Source organism: Citrobacter sp. Cpo221, assembly GCF_030332345.1.
Taxonomy (GTDB): domain Bacteria; phylum Pseudomonadota; class Gammaproteobacteria; order Enterobacterales; family Enterobacteriaceae; genus Citrobacter; species Citrobacter portucalensis.
In genome coordinates, this window is the sequence record NZ_JAOWIA010000058.1 from 393332 (window position 1) to 417123 (window position 23792).

Genomic DNA, 23792 nt, shown 5'->3' on the forward strand with positions numbered 1-23792 from the left:
GTAGTTTCCTTATTTGATGCTGCGAATGTCGGCAAAATGACCGGTTACGGCGGCAGCGGCGGCCATGGCCGGGCTGACTAAATGCGTGCGACCACCGCGGCCCTGACGACCTTCAAAATTACGGTTGCTGGTGGATGCGCAGCGTTCGCCTGGGTTCAGGCGGTCATTGTTCATGGCCAGGCACATGGAACAGCCCGGTAAACGCCATTCAAAACCGGCTTCGATAAAGATCTTATCCAGACCTTCTGCTTCCGCCTGCGCTTTCACTGGACCAGAGCCCGGCACCACCAGTGCCTGCACACCCGGCGCAACTTTGCGCCCTTTGGCGATTTCTGCCGCGGCGCGTAAATCTTCAATACGCGAGTTGGTGCAGGAACCGATGAACACTTTATCGATAGTCACTTCCGTTAACGGAATACCCGGTTTCAGCCCCATATACGCCAGCGCTTTTTCAGCTGATGCACGCTCAACGGGATCGGCAAATGACGCCGGGTCGGGAATATTATCGTTCACCGAGATGACCTGACCCGGGTTTGTTCCCCAGGTGACCTGCGGAGCGATCTCTTCTGCCTGCAGGGTAACGACGGTATCAAACGTCGCGTTGTCGTCGGTTTTCAGGGTTTTCCAGTATGTAACCGCGTGGTCAAAATCCTCGCCCTTCGGTGCGTGTAAACGACCCTGAACATAGTTAAATGTCGTTTCATCCGGTGCGACCAGACCCGCTTTGGCGCCCATTTCAATGGCCATATTGCACAGGGTCATCCGGCCTTCCATGCTCAATGCACGGATGGCTTCGCCACAAAACTCAACCACGTGTCCGGTACCGCCTGCGCTACCGGTTTTACCGATAATAGCCAGCACAATATCTTTGGCGGTAATGCCAGGGGCTGCTTTACCGTTGACTTCAATCTTCATGGTTTTGGCGCGCCCCTGTTTCAGGGTCTGCGTCGCCAGAACGTGTTCAACTTCAGAGGTGCCAATGCCAAACGCCAGTGCGCCGAACGCGCCGTGTGTAGCGGTGTGGGAATCGCCGCAGACGATGGTCATACCCGGCAACGTCACGCCTTGTTCTGGCCCCATCACGTGAACGATACCCTGATACGGATGGTTCAGGTCGTACAGCTCGACGCCAAATTCGTTACAGTTCTTAATCAGCTCCTGCATCTGTATGCGCGCCATCTCACCCGACGCGTTGATGTCTTTGGTCTGGGTAGAGACGTTGTGATCCATGGTGGCAAAGGTTTTACCTGGCTGGCGTACCTGACGGCCATGCGCGCGCAGTCCATCAAACGCCTGCGGAGAGGTCACTTCATGCACCAGATGCCTGTCGATGTACAACAGTGGGGTTTCGTTTTGCGCCTCAAAGACGACGTGCGCATCAAACAATTTTTCGTACAACGTTTTGGCCATGATTACACCCCTTCTGCGACGTAACGGGCAATGATGTCGCCCATTTCATCGGTACTGACTGCGGCAGCGCCGCGGGCTAAGTCACCGGTGCGAATGCCTTCTTCTAATGCGCGGTTGATGGCGCTCTCAATTGCGGTTGCCGCATCATTGGCATCCAGGCTGTAGCGCAGCAGCAGCGCCAGCGACAGGATCTGGGCGATAGGGTTGGCAATGTTTTTCCCGGCGATGTCCGGAGCTGAACCGCCAGCAGGCTCGTACAAACCAAAACCCTGCTCATTCAGGCTGGCGGACGGTAACATGCCCATCGAACCGGTGATCATGGCGCACTCATCGGACAGAATGTCACCAAACAGGTTAGAGCACAGCAACACGTCGAATTGGGATGGATCTTTAATCAACTGCATTGTCGCGTTGTCGATGTACATATGCGCCAGTTCAACGTCTGGGTATTCATTAGCAATTTCATTGACGATTTCGCGCCACAGAATAGACGTTTGCAGTACGTTAGCTTTATCAATCGACGTAACTTTACGGCGACGTTTGCGAGCGGATTCAAACGCGATACGTGCAATACGTTCGATCTCGAAACGGTGATAAACCTCGGTATCAAAGGCTTTTTCATGTTGTCCGCTGCCTTCGCGGCCTTTTGGTTGACCGAAGTAAATCCCGCCAGTCAGTTCGCGTACGCACAGGATGTCGAAACCGTTCGCGGCAATATCTGCGCGCAGAGGGCAAAACGCTTCCAGCCCCTGGTAGAGCTTAGCTGGGCGCAGATTGCTGAATAATTTGAAGTGCTTACGCAATGGCAGCAGCGCGCCACGCTCTGGCTGCTGGTTTGGCGGCAGGTTTTCCCATTTCGGGCCGCCAACGGAACCAAACAGAATGGCGTCAGCTTGTTCACAGCCTTCAACCGTTGCAGGTGGCAGCGGCTGACCGTGGTTATCAATCGCGGCACCACCCACGTCGTAGTGGCTGGTGGTAATGCGCATGTTAAAACGGTTGCGGATTGCGTCCAGTACCTTCAGGGCTTGCGCCATCACTTCCGGGCCAATACCGTCACCCGGCAAAACAGCAATATGATAATTCTTCGACATCACACGGTTTCCTTGTTGTTCTCGTTGTTCTGAGCTTTGCGTTGCAATTCTTTTTCGACTTCTTCGGCGCGCCAGATGTTGTTCAGCACATGCACCATCGCTTTAGCAGAAGATTCGACGATATCTGTCGCCAGACCGACGCCGTGGAAACGACGACCGTTATAGTTGGCAACGATATCCACCTGACCCAGAGCATCTTTACCGTGCCCTTTGGCGGTCAGGCTGTATTTCACCAGTTCGATGTTGTACTCAGTTACACGGTTGATAGCCTGATAAATAGCATCGACTGGACCGTTACCGTTCGCCGCTTCGGCTTTAACTTCTTCACCGCAGGCCAGCTTGACGGAGGCGGTGGCGATGTCGTTTGAGCCGGACTGCACGCTGAAGTAATCCAGACGGAAATGCTCTGGCTCTTCCTGCTGTTTATTAATGAAGGCCAGCGCTTCCAGGTCGTAATCAAATACCTGACCTTTTTTATCCGCCAGTTTCAGGAATGCGTCATACAGGTTGTCCAGGCTGTATTCATTTTCTTTATATCCCATCTCGTCCATACGGTGTTTCACCGCGGCGCGTCCGGAACGGGAGGTCAGGTTCAGCTGTACCTGGTTCAGACCAATGGATTCAGGCGTCATGATTTCGTAGTTTTCACGGTTTTTCAGTACGCCGTCCTGATGGATGCCGGAGGAGTGGGCAAAGGCGCCGCTACCGACAATGGCTTTGTTTGCCGGAATAGGCATGTTGCAGATTTGGCTGACTAACTGACTGGTACGCCAGATCTCCTGGTGATTGATGCGGGTCTGTACATTCAGGATATCTTTACGCACCTTGATCGCCATGATCACTTCTTCCAGTGAGCAGTTACCGGCGCGTTCGCCGATACCGTTCATCGCGCCTTCCACCTGACGCGCTCCGGCGTGAACGGCTGCCAGCGCGTTGCCGACGCCCAAACCTAAATCATCATGGGTGTGTACGGAGATGATGGCTTTATCGATATTTGGTACGCGTTCATACAGGCCAGAAATGATTGCCCCAAATTCGAAAGGCATGGTGTAACCGACGGTATCGGGGATGTTAATGGTTTTGGCACCCGCGTTAATAGCAGCTTCAACAACGCGAGCCAGATCGGCGATAGGGGTACGGCCTGCATCTTCGCAGGAGAACTCCACGTCATCGGTATAATTACGCGCACGCTTAACCATGTAGACCGCGCGCTCAATGACCTCATCCAGCGTACTGCGTAATTTCGTCGCGATGTGCATCGGCGAGGTGGCGATAAACGTATGAATACGGAAAGCTTCAGCAACTTTCAGCGATTCTGCGGCAACATCGATATCTTTTTCTACGCAGCGTGCTAAGGCGCAAACGCGGCTGTTTTTAACCTGACGAGCAATGGTCTGAACTGACTCAAAGTCGCCCGGTGAAGAAACGGGGAAACCCACTTCCATCACGTCAACGCCCATACGCTCAAGGGCCAGCGCAATCTGCAGTTTTTCTTTCACACTCAGGCTTGCCTGTAACGCTTGTTCACCATCGCGTAAGGTGGTATCGAAAATAATGACTTGCTGGCTCATGGTTTAGGTCCTTGGTTTCTTAGGGCGCCTTGCTTCGAGCATAAAAAAACCCGCGCAACGGCGCGGGTTTTTGTCTTAACTGGAGCTGACTTAATGCTGAATGTCGTCCACCAGTCTACCGCGCAATGAAGATGCGTTTAGTAGTAGTAGACCGTTGAAACGAGCAATGTAAGTCATCAATTAAGCTCCAGGCGAATGCGATATGCTTTTAGTGGTACTGGATATGAAGACTGATGTCAACCCTCACCCTAGCAAATGCCTCACTTGAGGGGGGAAGTTTCGGCAAAACTTAAGCGAATTGTGCTGAATTTTTTGGGGTACATAAAATTAATCAGTTGATGGTTGTACATGTTTTTCATGGTTTGACATATTTGAGCATAATTATTTGCATTTATTGTAACGGCGAACTGGAGAAAACTCCGCCTCTGGGATTTTTTATCCTCATGATTTATTTGTTTTTATAGTGACTATGAATGGGTTGGAACGGTGTGATACCACATAATTGATAAATTAATGTTAACTTTTAATGTATTAATAATATAAACATTTAATTAAAACTTAAATATACATTCACTGTATGTATGATTGTGTATTCGCCACGCTTATGGTTATATTGTTTTTGAAATTTAAACATATGAATCACCGTGCAGTGACACCTGCCACACTGCGCTCGCATTGGTCTTTTGTTCATTTAGGTTTGTGCCTTTATGTTTTCCTAATTTTAATGTTTTTTCTTTTTCTCATCTTATATGTATGGTAAATCATATTAACGGAGATTATTTCTTCACTCCGTCTGGGAAAAGGGAGTTTAGAGTGACAGTGGAGTTAAATATGCCAGAAGTAAAAATAATAGATAAAACAAATATTATAGATATGGGGAAGCCACAACTTCGCATGGTTGATCTTAATTTATTAACCGTCTTTGATGCGGTGATGCAAGAACAAAACATTACCCGTGCCGCGCATACTTTGGGGATGTCGCAACCCGCTGTCAGTAATGCGGTTGCGCGCCTGAAAGTGATGTTTAATGATGAGCTTTTTGTTCGTTATGGACGCGGTATCCAGCCGACAGCAAGAGCCTTCCAGCTATTTGGTTCTGTTCGCCAGGCATTGCAATTAGTGCAAAATGAACTGCCTGGATCGGGCTTTGAACCAGCCAGCAGCGAACGCGTATTCAATCTTTGCGTGTGCAGCCCATTGGATAATATCCTGACGTCATTGATTTATAATCGGGTTGAGCAAGTTGCACCAAACATTCATGTCGTATTTAAATCTTCACTCAATCAAAATACAGAGCATCAATTACGTTACCAGGAAACTGAATTCGTTATTAGCTATGAAGAGTTCCGACGTCCTGAATTTACCAGTATTCCGTTATTCAATGACGAAATGGTGTTAGTGGCAAGTAAAAAGCATCCGCGCATTAGCGGCCCTTTACTGGAAAGTGATGTCTATAATGAACAGCATGCGGTGGTGTCACTTGATCGCTTCGCATCATTCAGCCAACCGTGGTATGACACACCGGATAAACAATCCTGCGTGGCTTATCAGGGCATGGCATTAATTAGCGTTCTTAATATTGTGTCGCAAACGCATTTGGTCTCTATTGCGCCACGTTGGTTAGCAGAAGAATTTGCCGATTCTTTAGAACTACAGATCTTGCCTTTACCGTTAAAATTGAACAGCCGCACATGCTATCTTTCATGGCATGAAGCCGCAGGCCGAGATAAAGGGCATCAATGGATGGAAGAGCTGTTAGTCTCCGTTTGTAAGCAGTAGCATTTGGCAGAGTAAACCGGGCGGTACATCCTGTTTATTCTGCTTTTAAGTTTATAACTGAAATTTTATGCTGAACTCTATTTTTTTACGTCTGTCCAAAAGTGTCAAAAAATAGAGTAATTGCTGTAAGCTCCCATTTTTAAGCGATTTTTTATCATACTGATTGCTTATGCTGGTTTAATTCTCCGTTTATTCGCGTCTTTCCTCCTTTTTATTCTTATTTACTCCAGTGCCACCCCTTCGGAGTCAATTGCCATGCGTCATCGTCAGCGGTTAATGTGTTGTTAAACCGTAATTCATTATAAGAGTGAGGCAAGCCATGGAGATGTTGTCTGGAGCCGAGATGGTCGTCCGATCGCTCATCGATCAGGGTGTGAAGCAGGTATTCGGTTATCCCGGGGGGGCCGTTCTCGATATTTATGATGCGCTGCATACGGTCGGCGGTATTGATCATGTGCTGGTTCGCCATGAACAAGCTGCGGTACATATGGCTGATGGCCTTGCACGCGCCACGGGAGAAGTGGGTGTTGTATTAGTTACCTCCGGACCGGGGGCGACCAACGCGATTACCGGAATCGCAACGGCTTACATGGATTCCATTCCGCTGGTGATCCTCTCCGGACAGGTCGCAACGTCGCTGATTGGCTACGATGCCTTCCAGGAGTGCGACATGGTAGGTATATCCCGCCCGGTGGTAAAACACAGCTTCCTGGTCAAACAAACGGAAGATATCCCACAGGTGCTGAAAAAAGCCTTCTGGCTGGCAGCAAGAGGTCGCCCAGGACCGGTGGTGGTGGATTTGCCGAAGGATATTCTGAATCCGGCGAAGAAACTGCCTTATAGCTGGCCGGACTCGGTGAGTATGCGCTCGTATAATCCGACGACGACGGGACATAAGGGACAGATCAAACGGGCGCTACAGACGCTGGTCGCGGCGAAGAAACCGGTTGTCTATGTGGGCGGTGGAGCGGTCAATGCTGCTTGCCATGAGCAGTTAGCTCAGATTGCTGAAGCGCTGAATCTGCCGGTTGTCTCCTCGCTAATGGGGTTGGGCGCGTTTCCGGCCACGCATCGTCAGGCGCTGGGTATGTTAGGGATGCACGGTACCTACGAAGCGAATATGACCATGCATCATTCCGATGTGATCTTTGCTGTCGGCGTTCGCTTTGACGATCGAACGACGAATAACCTGGCAAAATATTGTCCGAATGCGACCGTGCTGCATATCGACATCGATCCGACCTCTATTTCTAAAACCGTTACTGCGGATATTCCGATTGTGGGTGATGCCCGTCTGGTGCTGGATCAAATGCTCGAACTGCTGGAGCAGGAGAAATCACAGCAGCCACTGGATGATAACCGTGACTGGTGGCAACAGATTGAGCACTGGCGCGCCCGTCAGTGTCTGAAATATGACACGCAAAGCGAAAGCATTAAGCCGCAGGCGGTGATTGAAACCATCTGGCGTCTGACGAAAGGGGAGGCGTATGTGACCTCTGACGTTGGCCAGCATCAGATGTTTGCCGCACTTTATTATCCGTTCGATAAACCGCGTCGCTGGATTAACTCAGGCGGCCTCGGCACGATGGGATTCGGTTTACCCGCGGCGTTAGGGGTGAAAATGGCGTTGCCGGATGAAACGGTAGTGTGCGTCACCGGGGATGGCAGCATTCAGATGAATATCCAGGAGCTGTCGACGGCGCTGCAGTATGAACTGCCGGTGCTGGTGCTCAACCTTAACAACCGTTATCTCGGCATGGTCAAACAATGGCAGGATATGATCTACTCCGGGCGTCACTCTCAGTCTTACATGCAGTCGCTGCCCGATTTTGTGCGCCTTGCTGAGGCTTATGGGCATATCGGTATCCAGATTAATCATCCAGATGAACTGGAGAGCAAGCTGGGTGAAGCGCTGGAGCATGTGCGTAACCATCGCCTGGTGTTTGTCGACGTCACCGTCGACGGCAGTGAGCATGTCTACCCGATGCAGATTCGTGGGGGTGGGATGGATGAAATGTGGCTAAGCAAAACGGAGAGGACCTGATTATGCGCCGGATATTATCAGTATTGCTGGAAAACGAGTCGGGTGCATTATCGCGGGTGATTGGCCTCTTCGCCCAGCGTGGTTACAACATTGAAAGCCTGACCGTCGCGCCGACCGATGACCCGACCTTATCGCGGATGACGATTCAGACGGTAGGGGATGAGAAAGTCCTTGAGCAGATCGAAAAGCAGCTCCACAAACTGGTGGATGTTCTGCGCGTTAGCGAGCTGGGGCAGGGTGCCCACGTTGAACGAGAAATCATGCTGGTGAAAATCCAGGCCAGCGGTTATGGCCGGGAGGAGGTGAAACGCAACACGGAGATTTTCCGCGGGCAAATCATCGACGTGACGCCGTCTATCTACACCGTACAACTGGCGGGCACCAGCGACAAGCTGGATGCGTTTCTGGCAACCCTACGTGAAGTCGCCAAAATTGTGGAAGTTGCTCGTTCCGGCGTGGTGGGACTCTCCCGTGGCGATAAAATTATGCGCTAATCGTCAACCGTAGGCCTGGTAAGCACAGCGATATCAGACCTCATCGTGGAGGTCATGCCGGATAGCGGCATAAACGTCTTATCCGGCCTACATGTAACGTACCCGTTTGCGCTGATGCTACCTGCTGCGCTTTTTTTTGCGAAATCAGCAGTAACCAGAGACAAAAGCGGTTGCCGCAGTCATTATTCTGCGCTTAGATGTTAAGAAGTTTAACCCATGCCATCTAAAAGGTTATGGTTTGTACATTTTACGCAAGGGGCAATTGTGAAACTGGATGAAATCGCTCGGTTGGCCGGCGTTTCGCGAACGACTGCAAGCTACGTTATTAATGGCAAAGCAAAGCAATATCGCGTAAGCGACAAAACGGTTGAAAAAGTCATGGCGGTGGTGCGTGAGCATAATTACCACCCGAATGCCGTGGCGGCCGGGCTGCGTGCTGGACGCACACGTTCTATCGGGCTGGTGATCCCGGATCTTGAGAACACAAGCTATACCCGGATCGCAAACTATCTGGAACGCCAGGCGCGTCAGCGTGGGTATCAGCTGTTGATTGCCTGCTCTGAAGATCAGCCGGATAACGAAATGCGCTGTATTGAGCATCTTTTACAGCGCCAGGTCGATGCCATTATTGTGTCGACTTCTTTGCCGCCTGAGCATCCGTTCTACCAACGCTGGGCAAACAGTTCATTCCCGATTGTGGCGCTGGACCGTGCACTGGACCGCGAACATTTTACCAGCGTTGTGGGTGCGGATCAGGATGATGCGGAAATGCTGGCAGAGGAGTTACGCAAATTCCCTGCTGAAACCGTCCTCTATCTGGGCGCGCTTCCTGAATTATCCGTCAGTTTCCTGCGCGAGCAGGGTTTTCGTACCGCGTGGAAGGACGATCCGCGTGAAGTCCATTTCCTGTACGCCAACAGCTATGAGCGGGAAGCAGCTGCGCAGTTGTTTGATAAATGGCTGGAAACGCACCCAATGCCTCAGGCGTTGTTTACCACGTCGTTTGCCCTGTTGCAGGGCGTGATGGATGTGACCCTGCGTCGTGATGGGCAACTGCCGTCTGATTTAGCGATTGCGACTTTTGGCGATCACGAACTGCTCGATTTCCTACAGTGCCCGGTACTGGCAGTGGCACAGCGCCATCGCGATGTCGCAGAACGCGTGCTGGAGATTGTACTGGCAAGTCTGGACGAACCGCGTAAACCAAAACCAGGTTTAACGCGTATACGGCGTAATCTGTACCGTCGTGGTATTCTCAGCCGTAACTAAGTTTCCTCAATTGATGACGTCGGCGGGATAAGCCTCTGACGTCTTCAATTTTTCTATTCTCAGAAATAACCGCATTATATTTAAGAATATTCTTTAGAATTATCTGAAATTCATTCTTGAAATACCCCGAATTAAAAATGCAACTATCCATTTTTGGGTTATTGATACGTAACGACGCGTTACGCTTGTATTATTTTGTTACATGCTTGTATGGATTTGCCGAATTAACAAACACTTTGCTCTCGTATTGCGGCCATCTGGTGCTTACCTCGACTCTGCGCGGCGTACAGACCGATTAACTGGTACTGTTAACTCGCTGCATATTGTCCTAAAATGCCGCTCGCGTCGCAAACTGACACTTTATATTTTCTTTGGATGATATTCAGTTGTTTTAAACAATGATGAGTTGTTGGATTTTTTTCTTACAAATATTCATGACGTTAATTTGCTTCGTTTGCTGTACGGAATTTGTTCAACGCTGATATTAGCCGTAAACAATGGGTTTTTTGCTCCGCTAAGCGCCGTGACTTGCTTGACAAGGTTTTCCTCCGCTCCGTAAACTCCTTTAAGTGGGAATTTGTGGGATAAAGTGGTAATTGGGGGTGAGGCTGGCATGTTCCGGGGAGCAACGTTAGTTAATCTCGACAGTAAAGGGCGCTTATCCGTGCCTACCCGTTATCGGGATCAACTGCTTGAGAGCGCTACCGGTCAAATGGTTTGCACCATTGACATCCATCACCCGTGCCTGCTGCTGTACCCCCTGCCTGAATGGGAAATAATCGAGCAGAAGCTATCGCGTCTGTCGAGCATGAATCCAGTTGAGCGTCGCGTACAGCGCTTATTGTTGGGTCATGCCAGCGAATGTCAGATGGATAACGCTGGTCGATTACTGATAGCACCCATTCTGCGGCAACACGCAGGGCTAACGAAAGAAGTGATGCTGGTTGGGCAGTTCAATAAGTTTGAGCTGTGGGATGAAACGACCTGGTATCAACAGGTCAAGGAAGATATCGACGCTGAGCAGTCTGTTACTGGCGCGTTGTCGGAACGATTGCAGGATTTGTCTCTATAAAATGACGGAAAATTATAAACATACAACGGTGTTGCTGGATGAAGCCGTAAACGGCCTGAATATTCGTCCAGACGGCATCTACATTGACGGGACATTTGGTCGCGGTGGTCACTCACGTCTGATCCTCTCCCAGCTTGGCGAAGAGGGGCGTTTACTGGCAATCGATCGCGATCCGCAGGCTATTGCCGTTGCAAAAACGATTACCGATCCTCGCTTCTCCATCGTACATGGACCTTTCTCCGCGCTGGCTGACTATGTCGCCGAGCGTGGACTGACCGGTAAGATCGACGGGATTCTTCTCGATCTGGGCGTTTCTTCACCGCAGCTCGATGACGCAGAGCGCGGTTTCTCGTTTATGCGTGACGGTCCGTTAGATATGCGTATGGACCCAACACGCGGTCAGTCAGCGGCCGAATGGCTGCAAACCGCCGATGAAGCAGACATTGCCTGGGTGATTAAAACCTTTGGCGAAGAGCGCTTCGGCAAACGCATTGCGCGCGCCATCGTGGAGCGCAACCGCATCGAACCGATGACCCGCACCAAAGAACTGGCGGAAGTCATTGCGGCGGCAATGCCGGTGAAGGACAAATTCAAACATCCCGCGACCCGTACCTTCCAGGCGGTGCGCATTTGGGTGAACAGTGAACTGGAGGAGATAGAGCAGGCGCTAAAAAGCTCGCTCAGTGTGCTGGCTCCAGGTGGTCGCCTTTCGATCATCAGTTTCCATTCGCTTGAAGACCGCATTGTGAAACGCTTTATGCGTGAACAAAGCCGTGGTCCTCAGGTACCGGCTGGAATACCGATGACCGAAGCGCAGATCAAAAAGCTGGGCGGCCGTGAGTTAAGAGCACTAGGCAAGATGATGCCGGGTGAAGAAGAGGTAGCTGAGAATCCTCGTGCCCGTAGTTCAGTTCTGCGTATTGCAGAGAGGACGAACGCATGATCAGCAGAGTGACAGAAGCCCTAAGCAAAGTTAAAGGATCGATAGGAAGCAACGAGCGCCATGCCTTGCCTGGCGTGATCGGTGACGATCTTTTGCGGTTTGGGAAGCTGCCACTCTGCCTGTTCATTTGCATTATTTTGACGGCGGTTACCGTCGTGACAACAGCCCACCATACGCGGTTACTGACCGCGCAGCGTGAGCAGCTGGTTCTGGAGCGAGATGCGCTGGATATCGAATGGCGTAACTTGATCCTTGAGGAGAACGCGCTCGGCGACCATAGCCGTGTTGAACGGATCGCAACGGAAAAGCTGCAAATGCAGCATGTCGATCCCTCACAAGAAAATATCGTAGTACAAAAATAAGGATAAACGCGACGCATGAAAGCAGCGGCAAAAACGCACAAACCAAAACGCCAGGAAGAACAAGCCAACTTTATCAGTTGGCGTTTTGCGTTACTGTGCGGCTGTATTTTGCTGGCACTGGGTTTTCTGCTGGGGCGCGTTGCCTGGCTGCAAATCATCGCGCCGGACATGCTGGTGCGTCAGGGTGATATGCGCTCTCTACGCGTCCAGGAAGTGTCTACATCACGCGGAATGATTACCGACCGCTCTGGTCGCCCGCTGGCGGTGAGCGTTCCGGTTAAAGCTATATGGGCCGACCCGAAAGAAGTACATGATGCAGGTGGTGTGAGCGTTGGCGAACGCTGGAGAGCGCTGTCAACCGCGCTGAATCTACCGCTCGATCAACTGGCTTCCCGCATTAACGCCAACCCGAAAGGGCGCTTTATCTATCTGGCGCGTCAGGTAAACCCTGACATGGCCGACTACATCAAAAAACTGAAGCTGCCGGGTATCCACCTACGCGAAGAATCCCGCCGTTACTATCCTTCCGGAGAAGTGACTGCTCACCTCATCGGTTTTACTAACGTCGACAGCCAGGGGATTGAAGGCGTTGAGAAGAGCTTCGATAAGTGGCTCACCGGACAACCGGGTGAACGTATTGTACGTAAAGACCGTTATGGCCGCGTCATTGAAGATATCTCCTCTACCGACAGCCAGGCGGCGCATAACCTCGCGTTGAGCATTGATGAGCGTTTACAGGCACTGGTTTACCGCGAACTGAATAACGCCGTGGCGTTCAACAAGGCGGAGTCAGGCAGTGCGGTACTGGTGGATGTAAACACGGGTGAAGTGCTGGCCATGGCCAACAGTCCGTCCTACAACCCGAACAATCTCACCGGTACGCCAAAAGACGCGATGCGTAACCGTACCATCACCGACGTGTTTGAACCGGGTTCTACCGTTAAACCGATGGTGGTGATGACCGCGCTGCAGCGTGGCGTGGTACGCGAAAATACCGTCCTCAACACTATCCCTTACCGAATTAATGGTCACGAAATCAAAGACGTGGCGCGTTATAGCGAATTAACCCTCACCGGGGTTTTGCAGAAGTCGAGTAACGTCGGTGTTTCCAAGCTGGCGTTAGCGATGCCGTCCTCAGCGTTAGTAGATACTTACTCACGTTTTGGGCTGGGAAAAGCGACCAATTTGGGGTTGGTCGGAGAACGCAGTGGCTTATATCCTCAAAAACAACGGTGGTCTGACATAGAGAGGGCCACCTTCTCTTTCGGCTACGGGCTAATGGTAACACCGTTACAGTTAGCGCGAGTCTATGCAACGATCGGCAGCTACGGCGTTTATCGTCCACTGTCGATTACCAAAGTTGACCCTCCTGTTCCGGGCGAGCGTATCTTCCCGGAAGATACCGTGCGTACCGTCGTGCATATGATGGAAAGCGTGGCGCTGCCCGGCGGCGGCGGCGTGAAGGCGGCGATTAAAGGCTATCGTATCGCCATTAAAACCGGTACAGCGAAAAAAGTAGGGCCAGATGGCCGCTACATCAACAAATACATTGCTTATACCGCAGGTGTTGCGCCTGCGAGTCAGCCGCGCTTCGCGCTGGTTGTTGTTATCAACGATCCGCAGGCGGGTAAATACTACGGTGGCGCCGTTTCCGCGCCGGTCTTTGGTGCCATCATGGGCGGCGTACTGCGTACCATGAACATCGAGCCGGATGCGCTGACAACGGGCGATAAAAATGAATTTGTGAATAATCAAGGCGAGGCAACAGGTGGCAGATCGTAATTTGCGCGACCTTCTTGCTCCATGGGTGCCGGGTGCACCGGAGCGAGCACTGCGGGAGATGACGCTTGACAGCCGTGTGGCTGCATCGGGCGATCTCTTTGTCGCAGTATTGGGTCATCAGGCGGACGGGCGTCGGTATATCCCGCAGGCGATAGCGCAAGGTGTGGCTGCCATTATTGCAGAAGCAAAAGATGAAGCTACTGATGGTGAAATCCGTGAAATGCACGGCGTTCCGGTCATCTATCTCAGTCAGCTTAACGAACGTTTATCTGCACTGGCAGGCCGTTTTTACCATGAGCCTTCTGAGAAAATGCGTCTGGTCGGTGTGACCGGGACCAACGGTAAAACTACCACCACCCAATTGCTGGCACAGTGGAGCCAACTGCTTGGCGAAACCAGCGCGGTAATGGGAACAGTAGGCAATGGCCTGCTGGGCAAAGTGATCCCGACGGAAAATACCACCGGTTCAGCAGTTGATGTCCAGCATGTGCTGGCGGGGCTGGCAGCGCAGGGCGCAACGGTTGGCGCGATGGAGGTCTCTTCACACGGTCTGGTTCAGCATCGCGTGGCGGCGCTGAAGTTTGCCGCATCAGTATTTACTAACTTAAGCCGTGACCATCTCGACTACCACGGCGACATGGAACATTACGAAGCCGCGAAATGGCTGCTGTATTCCACGCACCATTGCGGTCAGGCCATCGTCAATGCGGATGATGACGTCGGTCGTCGCTGGCTGGCGAAACTCCCGGATGCGGTTGCCGTTTCGATGGAAGACCACATCAACCCGAACTGTCATGGTCGTTGGTTAAAAGCGGTTGACGTGAAGTATCACGACAGCGGGGCAACGATTCGTTTTACCTCCTCATGGGGCGACGGCGAAATTGAAAGCCGCCTGATGGGGGCGTTTAACGTCAGCAATCTTCTGCTGGCGCTGGCAACGCTGTTGGCACTGGGCTATCCGTTAGCTGATTTACTGAAAACGGCGACACAATTGCAGCCGGTTTGCGGACGTATGGAAGTGTTCAGCGCGCCGGGTAAAACCACCGTGGTGGTTGATTACGCCCATACGCCAGATGCGCTGGAAAAAGCGCTGCAGGCGGCACGTTTGCACTGTACAGGCAAACTGTGGTGCGTCTTTGGCTGCGGCGGCGATCGCGACAAAGGCAAACGTCCGTTGATGGGCGCAATCGCCGAGCAGTTTGCAGATGTTGTCGTGGTGACCGATGACAACCCGCGTACCGAAGAGCCGCGCGCCATTATTAACGACATTCTGGCGGGTATGCTGGATGCCGGACAGGCGAAGGTGATGGAAGGTCGCGCAGAAGCCGTGACAAACGCCATTATGCAGGCGAAAGAAAACGACGTGGTGCTGGTGGCCGGGAAAGGTCACGAAGATTACCAGATCGTTGGCTCGCAGCGTCTCGACTATTCTGACCGCGTGACCGCAGCGCGTCTGCTGGGGGTTATCGCATGATTAGCGTAACGCTCAGCCAACTGGCGGAGATCCTCCGTGGCGAACTGAAAGGGGCCGATCTGACCCTTGATGCCGTAACAACCGATACGCGTAAAGTGACGCCGGGCTGCCTGTTTGTGGCGCTGAAAGGCGAACGCTTTGATGCCCATGATTTTGCAGACAAAGCGCAAGAGAGCGGGGCGGGTGCGCTGCTGGTCAGCCGCCCGTTGGACACCAACCTGCCGCAGCTGATTGTTAAAGATACGCGTCTGGCGTTTGGTGAACTGGCGGCGTGGGTTCGCGCTCAGGTTCCGGCGCGCGTTGTCGCGCTGACCGGCTCATCCGGTAAAACGTCCGTCAAAGAGATGACGGCTGCCATTCTGAGCCAGTGTGGTAACACCCTATATACCGCGGGCAATCTGAATAACGACATCGGCGTACCGATGACGCTGCTGCGCTTAAACAACGATTACGACTATGCCGTGATTGAGCTCGGCGCCAACCATCAGGGCGAAATCGCCTGGACCGTCGGCCTGACGCGTCCGGAAGCGGCGCTGGTGAACAACCTGGCCGCCGCGCACCTGGAAGGCTTCGGCTCTCTGGCGGGCGTTGCGAAGGCAAAAGGTGAGATTTTTACCGGCCTGTCTGCGAACGGTATCGCCATTATGAATGCCGACAACAACGACTGGTTGAACTGGCAAAGCATCATCGGCGATCGCAAAGTCTGGCGCTTCTCCCCGAATGCGGCCAACAGCGACTTTTCTGCGACCAACGTTCATGTGACCTCGCATGGCACGGAATTTTCTCTGCAAACGCCGACCGGAAGCATTGATGTCCTGCTGCCGTTGCCGGGTCGCCACAATATCGCTAACGCCCTTGCGGCGGCGGCGCTTTCTATGGCGGTAGGCGCGACGCACGAGGCGATCAAAGCGGGTTTGAAAGATCTGCAGGCGGTACCAGGACGTCTGTTCCCGATTCAACTCGCAGAAAATCAGCTGCTGCTGGACGACTCCTATAACGCGAACGTCGGTTCGATGACCGCAGCGGTGCAGGTGCTGTCTGAAATGCCGGGCTATCGCGTACTGGTCGTTGGCGATATGGCAGAGCTTGGCGCAGAAAGTGAAGCATGCCATGTACAGGTAGGTGTTGCTGCGAAAGCAGCAGGTATCGACCGTGTACTGAGTACAGGAAAACTGAGTCAGGCAATTAGCGACGCCAGTGGTGTTGGCGAACATTTTGCGGATAAAAGCGCGCTGGCCGCGCATCTTAAAGCATTGATTGCAGAACATCAGGTCATGACGATTTTAGTGAAGGGTTCACGTAGTGCCGCCATGGAAGAGGTAGTACGCGCATTACAGGAGAATGGGACATGTTAGTTTGGCTGGCCGAACATTTGGTCAAATATTATTCCGGCTTTAACGTCTTTTCCTATCTGACGTTTCGCGCCATCGTCAGCCTGCTGACCGCGCTGTTCATCTCTTTGTGGATGGGCCCGCGCATGATTGCCCGCTTGCAAAAAATGTCCTTTGGACAGGTTGTACGTAACGACGGTCCTGAATCGCACTTTAGTAAACGTGGTACGCCAACCATGGGCGGGATCATGATCCTCACCGCGATTGTTATCTCCGTTCTGTTGTGGGCATATCCGTCGAACCCGTACGTATGGTGCGTGCTGGTGGTATTGATTGGCTACGGCATTATCGGTTTTGTCGATGACTACCGCAAAGTGGTGCGAAAAGATACCAAGGGCCTGATTGCTCGCTGGAAGTACTTCTGGATGTCGGTGATTGCGCTGGGTGTAGCCTTTGCGCTGTACCTCGCCGGTAAAGATACCCCGGCTACCGAGCTGGTGGTGCCGTTCTTTAAAGATGTCATGCCGCAGTTGGGGCTGTTCTACGTGCTGCTGGCGTACTTCGTGATTGTGGGTACTGGCAACGCGGTAAACCTCACCGATGGCCTGGATGGTCTGGCGATTATGCCGACCGTGTTCGTGGCAGCGGGTTTTGCGCTGGTGGCATGGGCGACCGGTAACATGAACTTTGCCAACTATCTGCACATTCCCTATTTACGCCATGCCGGTGAGCTGGTGATCGTCTGTACAGCGATTGTCGGCGCGGGGTTAGGCTTCCTGTGGTTTAACACCTATCCGGCGCAGGTCTTTATGGGCGACGTCGGTTCGCTGGCGCTGGGCGGCGCGCTGGGCATTATTGCCGTGCTGCTGCGTCAGGAGTTCCTGCTGGTAATCATGGGCGGCGTATTTGTTGTGGAAACGCTGTCGGTCATTCTGCAGGTTGGCTCCTTTAAGCTGCGCGGACAGCGCATCTTCCGTATGGCGCCGATTCACCATCACTATGAACTGAAAGGCTGGCCGGAACCGCGCGTCATTGTGCGCTTCTGGATTATTTCGCTGATGCTGGTGCTGATTGGCCTGGCAACGCTGAAGGTACGTTAATCATGGCTGATTACCAGGGTAAAAAAGTCGTCATTATCGGTCTGGGATTGACCGGGCTGTCCTGCGTGGATTTCTTTCTGGCGCGTGGCGTGACGCCGCGTGTGATGGATACCCGCGCAACGCCACCTGGCCTGGATAAATTGCCGGAAGCGGTTGAGCGTCATGTTGGCAGCCTGAATGATGATTGGCTGCTGGCCGCCGATCTCATCGTCGCCAGCCCTGGTATTGCCCTGGCGCATCCTTCGCTGAGCGCCGCTGCTGATGCAGGGATCGAAATTGTCGGTGACATCGAGCTGTTCTGTCGTGAAGCGCAGGCGCCGATCGTCGCGATCACCGGTTCCAACGGGAAAAGCACCGTCACCACGTTGGTGGGAGAAATGGCGAAAGCGGCTGGTGTGAACGTGGGTGTTGGCGGAAATATCGGCCTGCCCGCGCTGATGCTGCTGGATGACGAACGTGAGCTGTATGTACTGGAGCTGTCGAGCTTCCAGCTGGAGACAACCTCCAGCTTACAGGCTGTAGCCGCCACCATTTTGAACGTCACCGAAGATCATATGGACAGGTATCCGTTTGGCTTGCAGCAGTACCGTGCGGCCAAACTGCGCGTCTATGAGAATGCGAAAGTGTGTGTGGTTAATGCCGATGATGCGCTGACCATGCCGATTCGCGGGGCGGATGAGCGCTGCGTGAGCTTTGGCATCAACATGGGTGACTATCATCTCAATCGTCAGCAGGGTGAAACCTGGCTGCGGGTGAAGGGCGAAAAAGTCCTGAACGTGAAAGAGATGACGCTTACCGGCCAGCATAACTATACCAACGCACTGGCTGCGCTGGCGCTGGCGGATGCTGCGGGTCTGCCGCGGGCATCCAGCCTGAAAGCGCTGACTACCTTTACCGGTCTGGCGCATCGTTTCCAGTTGGTACTGAATCATAACGGTGTGCGTTGGATTAACGATTCAAAAGCCACCAACGTTGGCAGCACAGAAGCGGCACTGAATGGTCTGCACGTTGACGGTACGTTGCACCTGCTGCTGGGCGGCGATGGGAAATCGGCCGACTTTACGCCGCTGCAACGCTACCTGACTGGCAACAACATTCGTCTGTACTGCTTTGGTCGCGATGGCTCGCAGCTTGCCGCTCTGCGTCCTGAGGTTGCGGAACACACTGAAACCATGGAGCAGGCAATGCGTCTGCTCGCACCGCGTGTGAAGTCGGGTGATATGGTGCTGCTGTCGCCAGCCTGCGCCAGCCTTGACCAGTTCAAGAACTTTGAGCAACGCGGTGACGTCTTTACCCGTTTAGCGAAGGAGTTGGGTTGATGCGATTCTCTCTCCCTCGTCTGAAAATGCCGCGCGTACCGGGACTGGGTGTCCTGGCGTGGATCTTCGCGGCACTTAAAGGCTGGGTGATGGCTTCGCGTGATAAAGACGCGGACAGCCTGATCATGTATGACCGCATGCTGCTGTGGCTGACTTTTGGTCTGGCAGCGATCGGTTTTGTGATGGTGACATCGGCATCAATGCCCGTAGGGCAACGTCTGGCGGGCGATCCCTTCCTGTTTGCTAAGCGTGACGCGCTGTATATCTTCCTCGCGTTCTGTCTGGCGATGGTGACGCTGCGTCTGCCGATGGAGTTCTGGCAGAAGTACAGCACGACGATGCTGATCGCCTCGATCATCATGTTGTTGATCGTTCTGGTGGTGGGGAGCTCCGTTAACGGGGCATCGCGCTGGATCGCGCTGGGGCCGCTGCGTATTCAGCCTGCGGAATTCACCAAGCTGTCGCTGTTCTGTTATCTCGCTAACTACCTGGTGCGTAAAGTCGATGAAGTGCGTAACAACCTGCGCGGCTTCTTAAAACCGATGGGTGTGATTCTGGTGCTGGCAGTCTTACTGCTGGCGCAGCCTGACCTTGGTACGGTAGTGGTGCTGTTTGTCACGACGCTGGCGATGCTGTTTCTCGCTGGTGCGAAACTGTGGCAGTTCATTGCCATTATCGGCATGGGGATTTCGGCGGTGGTGCTGCTGATCCTTGCCGAACCGTATCGTATTCGCCGCGTAACCTCCTTCTGGAACCCATGGGAAGATCCGTTTGGCAGCGGCTACCAGTTAACGCAATCGCTGATGGCTTTTGGTCGCGGTGAGGTTTGGGGTCAGGGGTTAGGTAATTCAGTGCAAAAACTGGAGTATTTACCGGAAGCGCACACCGACTTCATCTTCGCCATCATTGGGGAAGAGTTGGGTTATATCGGTGTGGTATTGGCACTTTTAATGGTATTCTTCGTCGCTTTTCGCGCGATGTCGATCGGTCGCAAAGCACTGGAAATTGACCACCGTTTTTCAGGCTTTTTAGCCTGCTCCATCGGGATTTGGTTCAGCTTCCAGGCCCTGGTAAACGTCGGTGCGGCAGCAGGTATGCTGCCAACAAAAGGTCTGACGTTACCGCTGATCAGTTATGGTGGTTCCAGTTTGTTGATTATGTCGACGGCCATCATGTTTTTGTTACGTATTGATTATGAAACGCGTCTGGAAAAAGCCCAGGCGTTTACACGAGGTGCACGATGAGTGGTCAACCGAAGCGGTTAATGGTGATGGCAGGCGGTACCGGTGGGCATGTGTTCCCGGGGCTGGCGGTCGCGCACCATTTAATGGCCCAGGGCTGGCAGGTTCGTTGGCTGGGCACCGCCGATCGTATGGAAGCGGACTTAGTGCCGAAGCATGGCATTGAAATTGACTTTATTCGCATCTCCGGTTTGCGTGGCAAAGGTGTCAACGCGCTGCTTGCCGCCCCCGTGCGTATTTTTAATGCCTGGCGTCAGGCGCGCGCCATTATGAAGCAGTTTAAGCCTGATGTGGTGCTGGGGATGGGCGGCTATGTGTCCGGCCCTGGCGGTCTGGCTGCCTGGTCATTAGGCATCCCGGTTGTCCTGCATGAGCAGAACGGCATTGCGGGATTAACCAACAAGTGGCTGGCGAAGATTGCAACGAAGGTGATGCAGGCTTTTCCTGGCGCTTTCCCGAATGCGGAAGTGGTGGGTAACCCGGTACGCACCGACGTTCTGGCGCTGCCGTTGCCCGAAGCGCGTCTGGCGGGGCGTGAAGGCCCGGTTCGCGTACTGGTCGTCGGTGGGTCTCAGGGCGCACGTGTTTTGAACCAGACGATGCCGCAAGTTGCCGCAAAGCTTGGCGACGCGGTGACTATCTGGCATCAGAGTGGCAAAGGCGCGCAGCAAACCGTTGAACAGGCGTATGCCGACGCGGGACAAACGCAGCACAAGGTCACTGAGTTTATTGATGATATGGCAGCCGCCTACGCGTGGGCGGATGTCGTAGTTTGTCGCTCCGGCGCGCTGACGGTAAGCGAAATTGCCGCTGCGGGTTTGCCTGCGCTGTTTGTGCCTTTCCAGCACAAAGACCGACAGCAGTACTGGAATGCGCTGCCGCTTGAAAAAGCGGGCGCCGCTAAAATTCTTGAGCAGCCGCAGTTTACTGTGGATGCCGTCGCGAACACCCTTTCCGGGTGGTCGCGAGAAACCTTATTAACCATGGCAGAACGTGCGCGCGCCGCATCCATACCGGATGCCACAGAGCGTGTTGCTAATGAAGTGAGCCGGGCTGCCCGGGCGTAATTGTGGTGATGCCTTTTGCATCGCATGAACTAAGAAGTTAATGGCTAAAGAATGAATACACAACAACTGGCAAAACTGCGTTCCATCGTGCCCGAAATGCGTCGCGTTCGGCACATTCACTTTGTCGGCATCGGTGGTGCTGGTATGGGCGGTATTGCCGAAGTTTTGGCCAACGAAGGTTATCAGATCAGTGGTTCTGACCTGGCGCCGAACCCGGTGACGCAGCAGTTGACGAATCTGGGCGCCACGATTTTCTTCAACCATCGCCCTGAAAACGTGCGTGATGCGAGCGTGGTGGTGGTATCCAGTGCGATTTCTGCGGATAACCCGGAAATTGTTGCGGCGCATGAAGCGCGCATTCCGGTGATCCGTCGTGCTGAAATGCTGGCGGAGTTAATGCGTTTTCGTCACGGTATCGCCATTGCCGGGACGCACGGTAAAACCACGACCACAGCGATGGTCTCCAGTATCTACGCAGAAGCGGGGCTGGATCCGACGTTTGTCAACGGCGGTCTGGTGAAGGCCGCAGGCGTCCATGCGCGTCTGGGTCATAGCCGTTATTTAATTGCGGAGGCGGATGAGAGCGATGCGTCGTTCCTGCATTTGCAGCCGATGGTAGCGATTGTTACCAATATCGAAGCCGATCATATGGATACCTACCATGGCGACTTCGAAAATTTAAAGCAGACGTTTATTAATTTCCTGCATAACTTGCCGTTTTATGGTCGTGCGGTTATGTGCGTTGACGACCCGGTGATCCGCGAGTTGTTGCCGCGAGTTGGTCGTCAAACCACAACCTATGGTTTCAGCGATGATGCTGATGTGCGCGTCGAAGATTACCAGCAGATTGGTCCACAAGGACACTTCACGCTGCTGCGTCAGGGGATGGCCGATTTACGCGTGACGTTGAACGCACCGGGCCGTCACAATGCGCTGAACGCGGCGGCGGCGGTGGCAGTGGCAACAGAAGAAGGCATTGAAGACGACGCAATTCTGCGCGCGCTGGAAAGTTTCCAGGGCACCGGACGCCGTTTTGACTTCCTCGGCGAATTCCCGCTGGAGCCGGTAAACGGTAAAGCCGGGACGGCGATGCTGGTGGATGATTATGGTCATCACCCAACGGAAGTGGATGCCACGATTAAAGCTGCTCGCGCGGGCTGGCCGGACAAAAATCTGGTAATGCTGTTCCAGCCGCACCGCTTTACGCGTACACGCGATTTGTATGACGACTTTGCCAACGTGCTGACTCAGGTCGATGCGCTGTTGATGCTGGATGTATACGCCGCGGGTGAAGCTGCGATTCCGGGGGCTGACAGCCGCTCGCTGTGCCGTACGATCCGTGGTCGCGGTAAGATCGACCCGATTCTGGTATCCGATCCGGCTCAAGTGGCAGACATGTTGGCGCCGGTATTAACCGGCAACGATCTGATTTTGGTGCAGGGCGCTGGAAATATCGGCAAAATCGCGCGTTCCTTAGCTGAAATCAAACTGAAGCCGCAAAACCCGGAGGAAGAACAACATGGCTGATAAAATCGCGGTCCTGTTAGGGGGAACCTCCGCAGAGCGTGACGTTTCGCTGAATTCCGGCGCGGCCGTACTGGCAGGGTTACGCGAAGGTGGTGTGGATGCTCATCCAATTGACCCAAAAGAGGTTGATGTCACGCTTTTGAAATCGATGGGTTTTCAAAAGGTGTTTATTGCACTGCACGGTCGTGGTGGTGAAGATGGCACGTTGCAGGGCCTGCTGGAGCTGATTGGTCTGCCGTATACCGGTAGTGGCGTCATGGCTTCTGCCATTTCGATGGACAAACTGCGCAGCAAACTGTTGTGGCAGGGGGCTGGTTTACCGGTCGCGCCTTGGGTCGCATTGACTCGCGCTGAATTCGAAAAAGGTCTTAGCGATGAGGTGGTTACGGAGATTTCTGCGTTAGGTTTGCCGTTGATTGTGAAGCCAAGCCGTGAAGGCTCAAGCGTAGGGATGTCAAAAGTTGAAGAAGAAAATGCTTTGCATGGTGCATTAGCATTGGCTTTTCAGCATGATGAAGAAGTACTGATCGAAAAATGGCTCAGTGGCCCGGAATTTACAGTTGCGATGCTTGGTGAAGAAATTTTACCGTCAATACGTATCCAACCCGCGGGAACCTTCTATGATTATGAGGCGAAGTATCTCTCTGATGAGACACAATATTTCTGCCCTGCCGGTCTGGAAGTCGAACAAGAGGCACGTTTACAGGAATTAGTCCTGAAAGCGTGGACCGCATTGGGCTGTAAAGGTTGGGGTCGCATTGACGTCATGCTGGACAGCGATGGCCAGTTTTATCTGCTGGAAGCGAATACCTCTCCGGGTATGACCAGCCACAGTCTGGTGCCGATGGCGGCGCGTCAGGCGGGCCTGAGCTTCTCGCAGTTGGTGGTAAGAATTCTGGAGTTGGCGGACTGA

Annotated in this window: 20 protein-coding genes; 16 read left to right on the plus strand and 4 right to left on the minus strand. The window is 53.2% G+C overall.

Translation table 11 applies throughout. The features are described from left to right. Nucleotides 1–9 precede the first annotated feature (9 nt). The 4 genes from leuC to leuL form a co-directional block, all read right to left on the minus strand. Nucleotides 10–1410, minus strand: coding sequence for a 3-isopropylmalate dehydratase large subunit (gene leuC, locus OGY72_RS19480; RefSeq protein ID WP_063941101.1), 1401 nt, complete (start codon nt 1408–1410; stop codon nt 10–12). Nucleotides 1411–1412: 2 nt separating this feature from the next. Further along, on the minus strand, nt 1413–2504 hold the full coding sequence (gene leuB, locus OGY72_RS19485) for a 3-isopropylmalate dehydrogenase (protein ID WP_003829570.1): 1092 nt from the start codon (nt 2502–2504) through the stop codon (nt 1413–1415). Then, the gene (leuA, locus tag OGY72_RS19490) at nt 2504–4075 is read right to left on the minus strand and encodes a 2-isopropylmalate synthase (RefSeq protein ID WP_003829569.1); all 1572 of its coding nucleotides are present in this window, start codon (nt 4073–4075) and stop codon (nt 2504–2506) included. The genes leuB and leuA overlap by 1 nt, the downstream gene beginning before the upstream one ends. 90 nt (nt 4076–4165) lie before the next feature. After that, a complete protein-coding gene (leuL, locus tag OGY72_RS19495) occupies nt 4166–4252 on the minus strand; it encodes a leu operon leader peptide (RefSeq protein WP_048998978.1) in 87 nt (28 codons plus the stop codon). A gap of 654 nt (nt 4253–4906) precedes the next feature. Here leuL and leuO point away from each other — a divergent pair. From leuO to OGY72_RS19575, 16 genes are all read left to right on the plus strand, one after another. Further along, entirely contained in the window at nt 4907–5854 is a 948-nt protein-coding gene (gene leuO, locus OGY72_RS19500; RefSeq protein WP_020996231.1) for a transcriptional regulator LeuO, read from the plus strand. A 319-nt stretch (nt 5855–6173) separates the two neighbouring features. After that, nucleotides 6174–7898, plus strand: coding sequence for an acetolactate synthase 3 large subunit (gene ilvI, locus OGY72_RS19505; RefSeq protein WP_286548911.1), 1725 nt, complete (start codon nt 6174–6176; stop codon nt 7896–7898). Between the two features lie 2 nt (nt 7899–7900). Then, nucleotides 7901–8392, plus strand: a complete 492-nt coding sequence (gene ilvN / locus OGY72_RS19510) for an acetolactate synthase small subunit (protein ID WP_003829566.1) — start codon at nt 7901–7903, stop codon at nt 8390–8392. Nucleotides 8393–8656: 264 nt separating this feature from the next. Then, the gene (gene cra, locus OGY72_RS19515; protein WP_003018794.1) at nt 8657–9661 is read left to right on the plus strand and encodes a catabolite repressor/activator; all 1005 of its coding nucleotides are present in this window, start codon (nt 8657–8659) and stop codon (nt 9659–9661) included. Nucleotides 9662–10274: 613 nt separating this feature from the next. Continuing rightward, nucleotides 10275–10733: a division/cell wall cluster transcriptional repressor MraZ gene (gene mraZ / locus OGY72_RS19520; RefSeq protein WP_003018792.1), complete on the plus strand. Its 459-nt coding sequence runs from the start codon at nt 10275–10277 to the stop codon at nt 10731–10733. Nucleotide 10734: 1 nt separating this feature from the next. Continuing rightward, nucleotides 10735–11676 (plus strand): 16S rRNA (cytosine(1402)-N(4))-methyltransferase RsmH, encoded by a 942-nt coding sequence (rsmH, locus tag OGY72_RS19525; protein WP_003018789.1) that lies wholly within the window; start codon nt 10735–10737, stop codon nt 11674–11676. Then, nucleotides 11673–12038 (plus strand): cell division protein FtsL, encoded by a 366-nt coding sequence (gene ftsL / locus OGY72_RS19530; protein WP_000625651.1) that lies wholly within the window; start codon nt 11673–11675, stop codon nt 12036–12038. Before rsmH ends, ftsL begins: the two co-directional genes overlap by 4 nt. 15 nt (nt 12039–12053) lie before the next feature. Beyond that, nucleotides 12054–13820 carry a peptidoglycan glycosyltransferase FtsI gene (gene ftsI / locus OGY72_RS19535; RefSeq protein WP_003829538.1) on the plus strand — a complete coding sequence of 589 codons (1767 nt, stop codon included), beginning with the start codon at nt 12054–12056 and terminating at the stop codon, nt 13818–13820. After that, a complete protein-coding gene (gene murE / locus OGY72_RS19540; RefSeq protein WP_003829536.1) occupies nt 13807–15294 on the plus strand; it encodes a UDP-N-acetylmuramoyl-L-alanyl-D-glutamate--2,6-diaminopimelate ligase in 1488 nt (495 codons plus the stop codon). Before ftsI ends, murE begins: the two co-directional genes overlap by 14 nt. Then, a complete protein-coding gene (murF, locus tag OGY72_RS19545; protein WP_003829534.1) occupies nt 15291–16649 on the plus strand; it encodes a UDP-N-acetylmuramoyl-tripeptide--D-alanyl-D-alanine ligase in 1359 nt (452 codons plus the stop codon). Before murE ends, murF begins: the two co-directional genes overlap by 4 nt. Beyond that, on the plus strand, nt 16643–17725 hold the full coding sequence (mraY, locus tag OGY72_RS19550; protein WP_003018774.1) for a phospho-N-acetylmuramoyl-pentapeptide-transferase: 1083 nt from the start codon (nt 16643–16645) through the stop codon (nt 17723–17725). Before murF ends, mraY begins: the two co-directional genes overlap by 7 nt. A 2-nt stretch (nt 17726–17727) precedes the next feature. Then, nucleotides 17728–19044: a UDP-N-acetylmuramoyl-L-alanine--D-glutamate ligase gene (murD, locus tag OGY72_RS19555; protein WP_174785182.1), complete on the plus strand. Its 1317-nt coding sequence runs from the start codon at nt 17728–17730 to the stop codon at nt 19042–19044. Then, nucleotides 19044–20288 carry a cell division protein FtsW gene (gene ftsW / locus OGY72_RS19560; RefSeq protein ID WP_003829529.1) on the plus strand — a complete coding sequence of 415 codons (1245 nt, stop codon included), beginning with the start codon at nt 19044–19046 and terminating at the stop codon, nt 20286–20288. Before murD ends, ftsW begins: the two co-directional genes overlap by 1 nt. After that, the gene (gene murG / locus OGY72_RS19565) at nt 20285–21352 is read left to right on the plus strand and encodes an undecaprenyldiphospho-muramoylpentapeptide beta-N-acetylglucosaminyltransferase (protein WP_126319254.1); all 1068 of its coding nucleotides are present in this window, start codon (nt 20285–20287) and stop codon (nt 21350–21352) included. Before ftsW ends, murG begins: the two co-directional genes overlap by 4 nt. Nucleotides 21353–21403: 51 nt before the next feature. After that, nucleotides 21404–22879, plus strand: a complete 1476-nt coding sequence (murC, locus tag OGY72_RS19570) for a UDP-N-acetylmuramate--L-alanine ligase (RefSeq protein WP_003018763.1) — start codon at nt 21404–21406, stop codon at nt 22877–22879. Continuing rightward, entirely contained in the window at nt 22872–23792 is a 921-nt protein-coding gene (locus OGY72_RS19575; RefSeq protein WP_286548917.1) for a D-alanine--D-alanine ligase, read from the plus strand. Before murC ends, OGY72_RS19575 begins: the two co-directional genes overlap by 8 nt.

Bases quoted from the DNA above. Each gene is read 5' to 3' on its own strand.
- leuC (WP_063941101.1), bottom strand. From the start codon at position 1,410: ATGGCCAAAACGTTGTACGAAAAATTGTTTGATGCGCACGTCGTCTTT.
- leuB (WP_003829570.1), bottom strand. From the start codon at position 2,504: ATGTCGAAGAATTATCATATTGCTGTTTTGCCGGGTGACGGTATTGGC.
- leuA (WP_003829569.1), bottom strand. From the start codon at position 4,075: ATGAGCCAGCAAGTCATTATTTTCGATACCACCTTACGCGATGGTGAA.
- leuL (WP_048998978.1), bottom strand. From the start codon at position 4,252: ATGACTTACATTGCTCGTTTCAACGGTCTACTACTACTAAACGCATCT.
- leuO (WP_020996231.1), top strand. From the start codon at position 4,907: ATGCCAGAAGTAAAAATAATAGATAAAACAAATATTATAGATATGGGG.
- ilvI (WP_286548911.1), top strand. From the start codon at position 6,174: ATGGAGATGTTGTCTGGAGCCGAGATGGTCGTCCGATCGCTCATCGAT.
- ilvN (WP_003829566.1), top strand. From the start codon at position 7,901: ATGCGCCGGATATTATCAGTATTGCTGGAAAACGAGTCGGGTGCATTA.
- mraZ (WP_003018792.1), top strand. From the start codon at position 10,275: ATGTTCCGGGGAGCAACGTTAGTTAATCTCGACAGTAAAGGGCGCTTA.
- rsmH (WP_003018789.1), top strand. From the start codon at position 10,735: ATGACGGAAAATTATAAACATACAACGGTGTTGCTGGATGAAGCCGTA.
- ftsL (WP_000625651.1), top strand. From the start codon at position 11,673: ATGATCAGCAGAGTGACAGAAGCCCTAAGCAAAGTTAAAGGATCGATA.
- ftsI (WP_003829538.1), top strand. From the start codon at position 12,054: ATGAAAGCAGCGGCAAAAACGCACAAACCAAAACGCCAGGAAGAACAA.
- murF (WP_003829534.1), top strand. From the start codon at position 15,291: ATGATTAGCGTAACGCTCAGCCAACTGGCGGAGATCCTCCGTGGCGAA.
- mraY (WP_003018774.1), top strand. From the start codon at position 16,643: ATGTTAGTTTGGCTGGCCGAACATTTGGTCAAATATTATTCCGGCTTT.
- murD (WP_174785182.1), top strand. From the start codon at position 17,728: ATGGCTGATTACCAGGGTAAAAAAGTCGTCATTATCGGTCTGGGATTG.
- ftsW (WP_003829529.1), top strand. From the start codon at position 19,044: ATGCGATTCTCTCTCCCTCGTCTGAAAATGCCGCGCGTACCGGGACTG.
- murG (WP_126319254.1), top strand. From the start codon at position 20,285: ATGAGTGGTCAACCGAAGCGGTTAATGGTGATGGCAGGCGGTACCGGT.
- murC (WP_003018763.1), top strand. From the start codon at position 21,404: ATGAATACACAACAACTGGCAAAACTGCGTTCCATCGTGCCCGAAATG.
- OGY72_RS19575 (WP_286548917.1), top strand. From the start codon at position 22,872: ATGGCTGATAAAATCGCGGTCCTGTTAGGGGGAACCTCCGCAGAGCGT.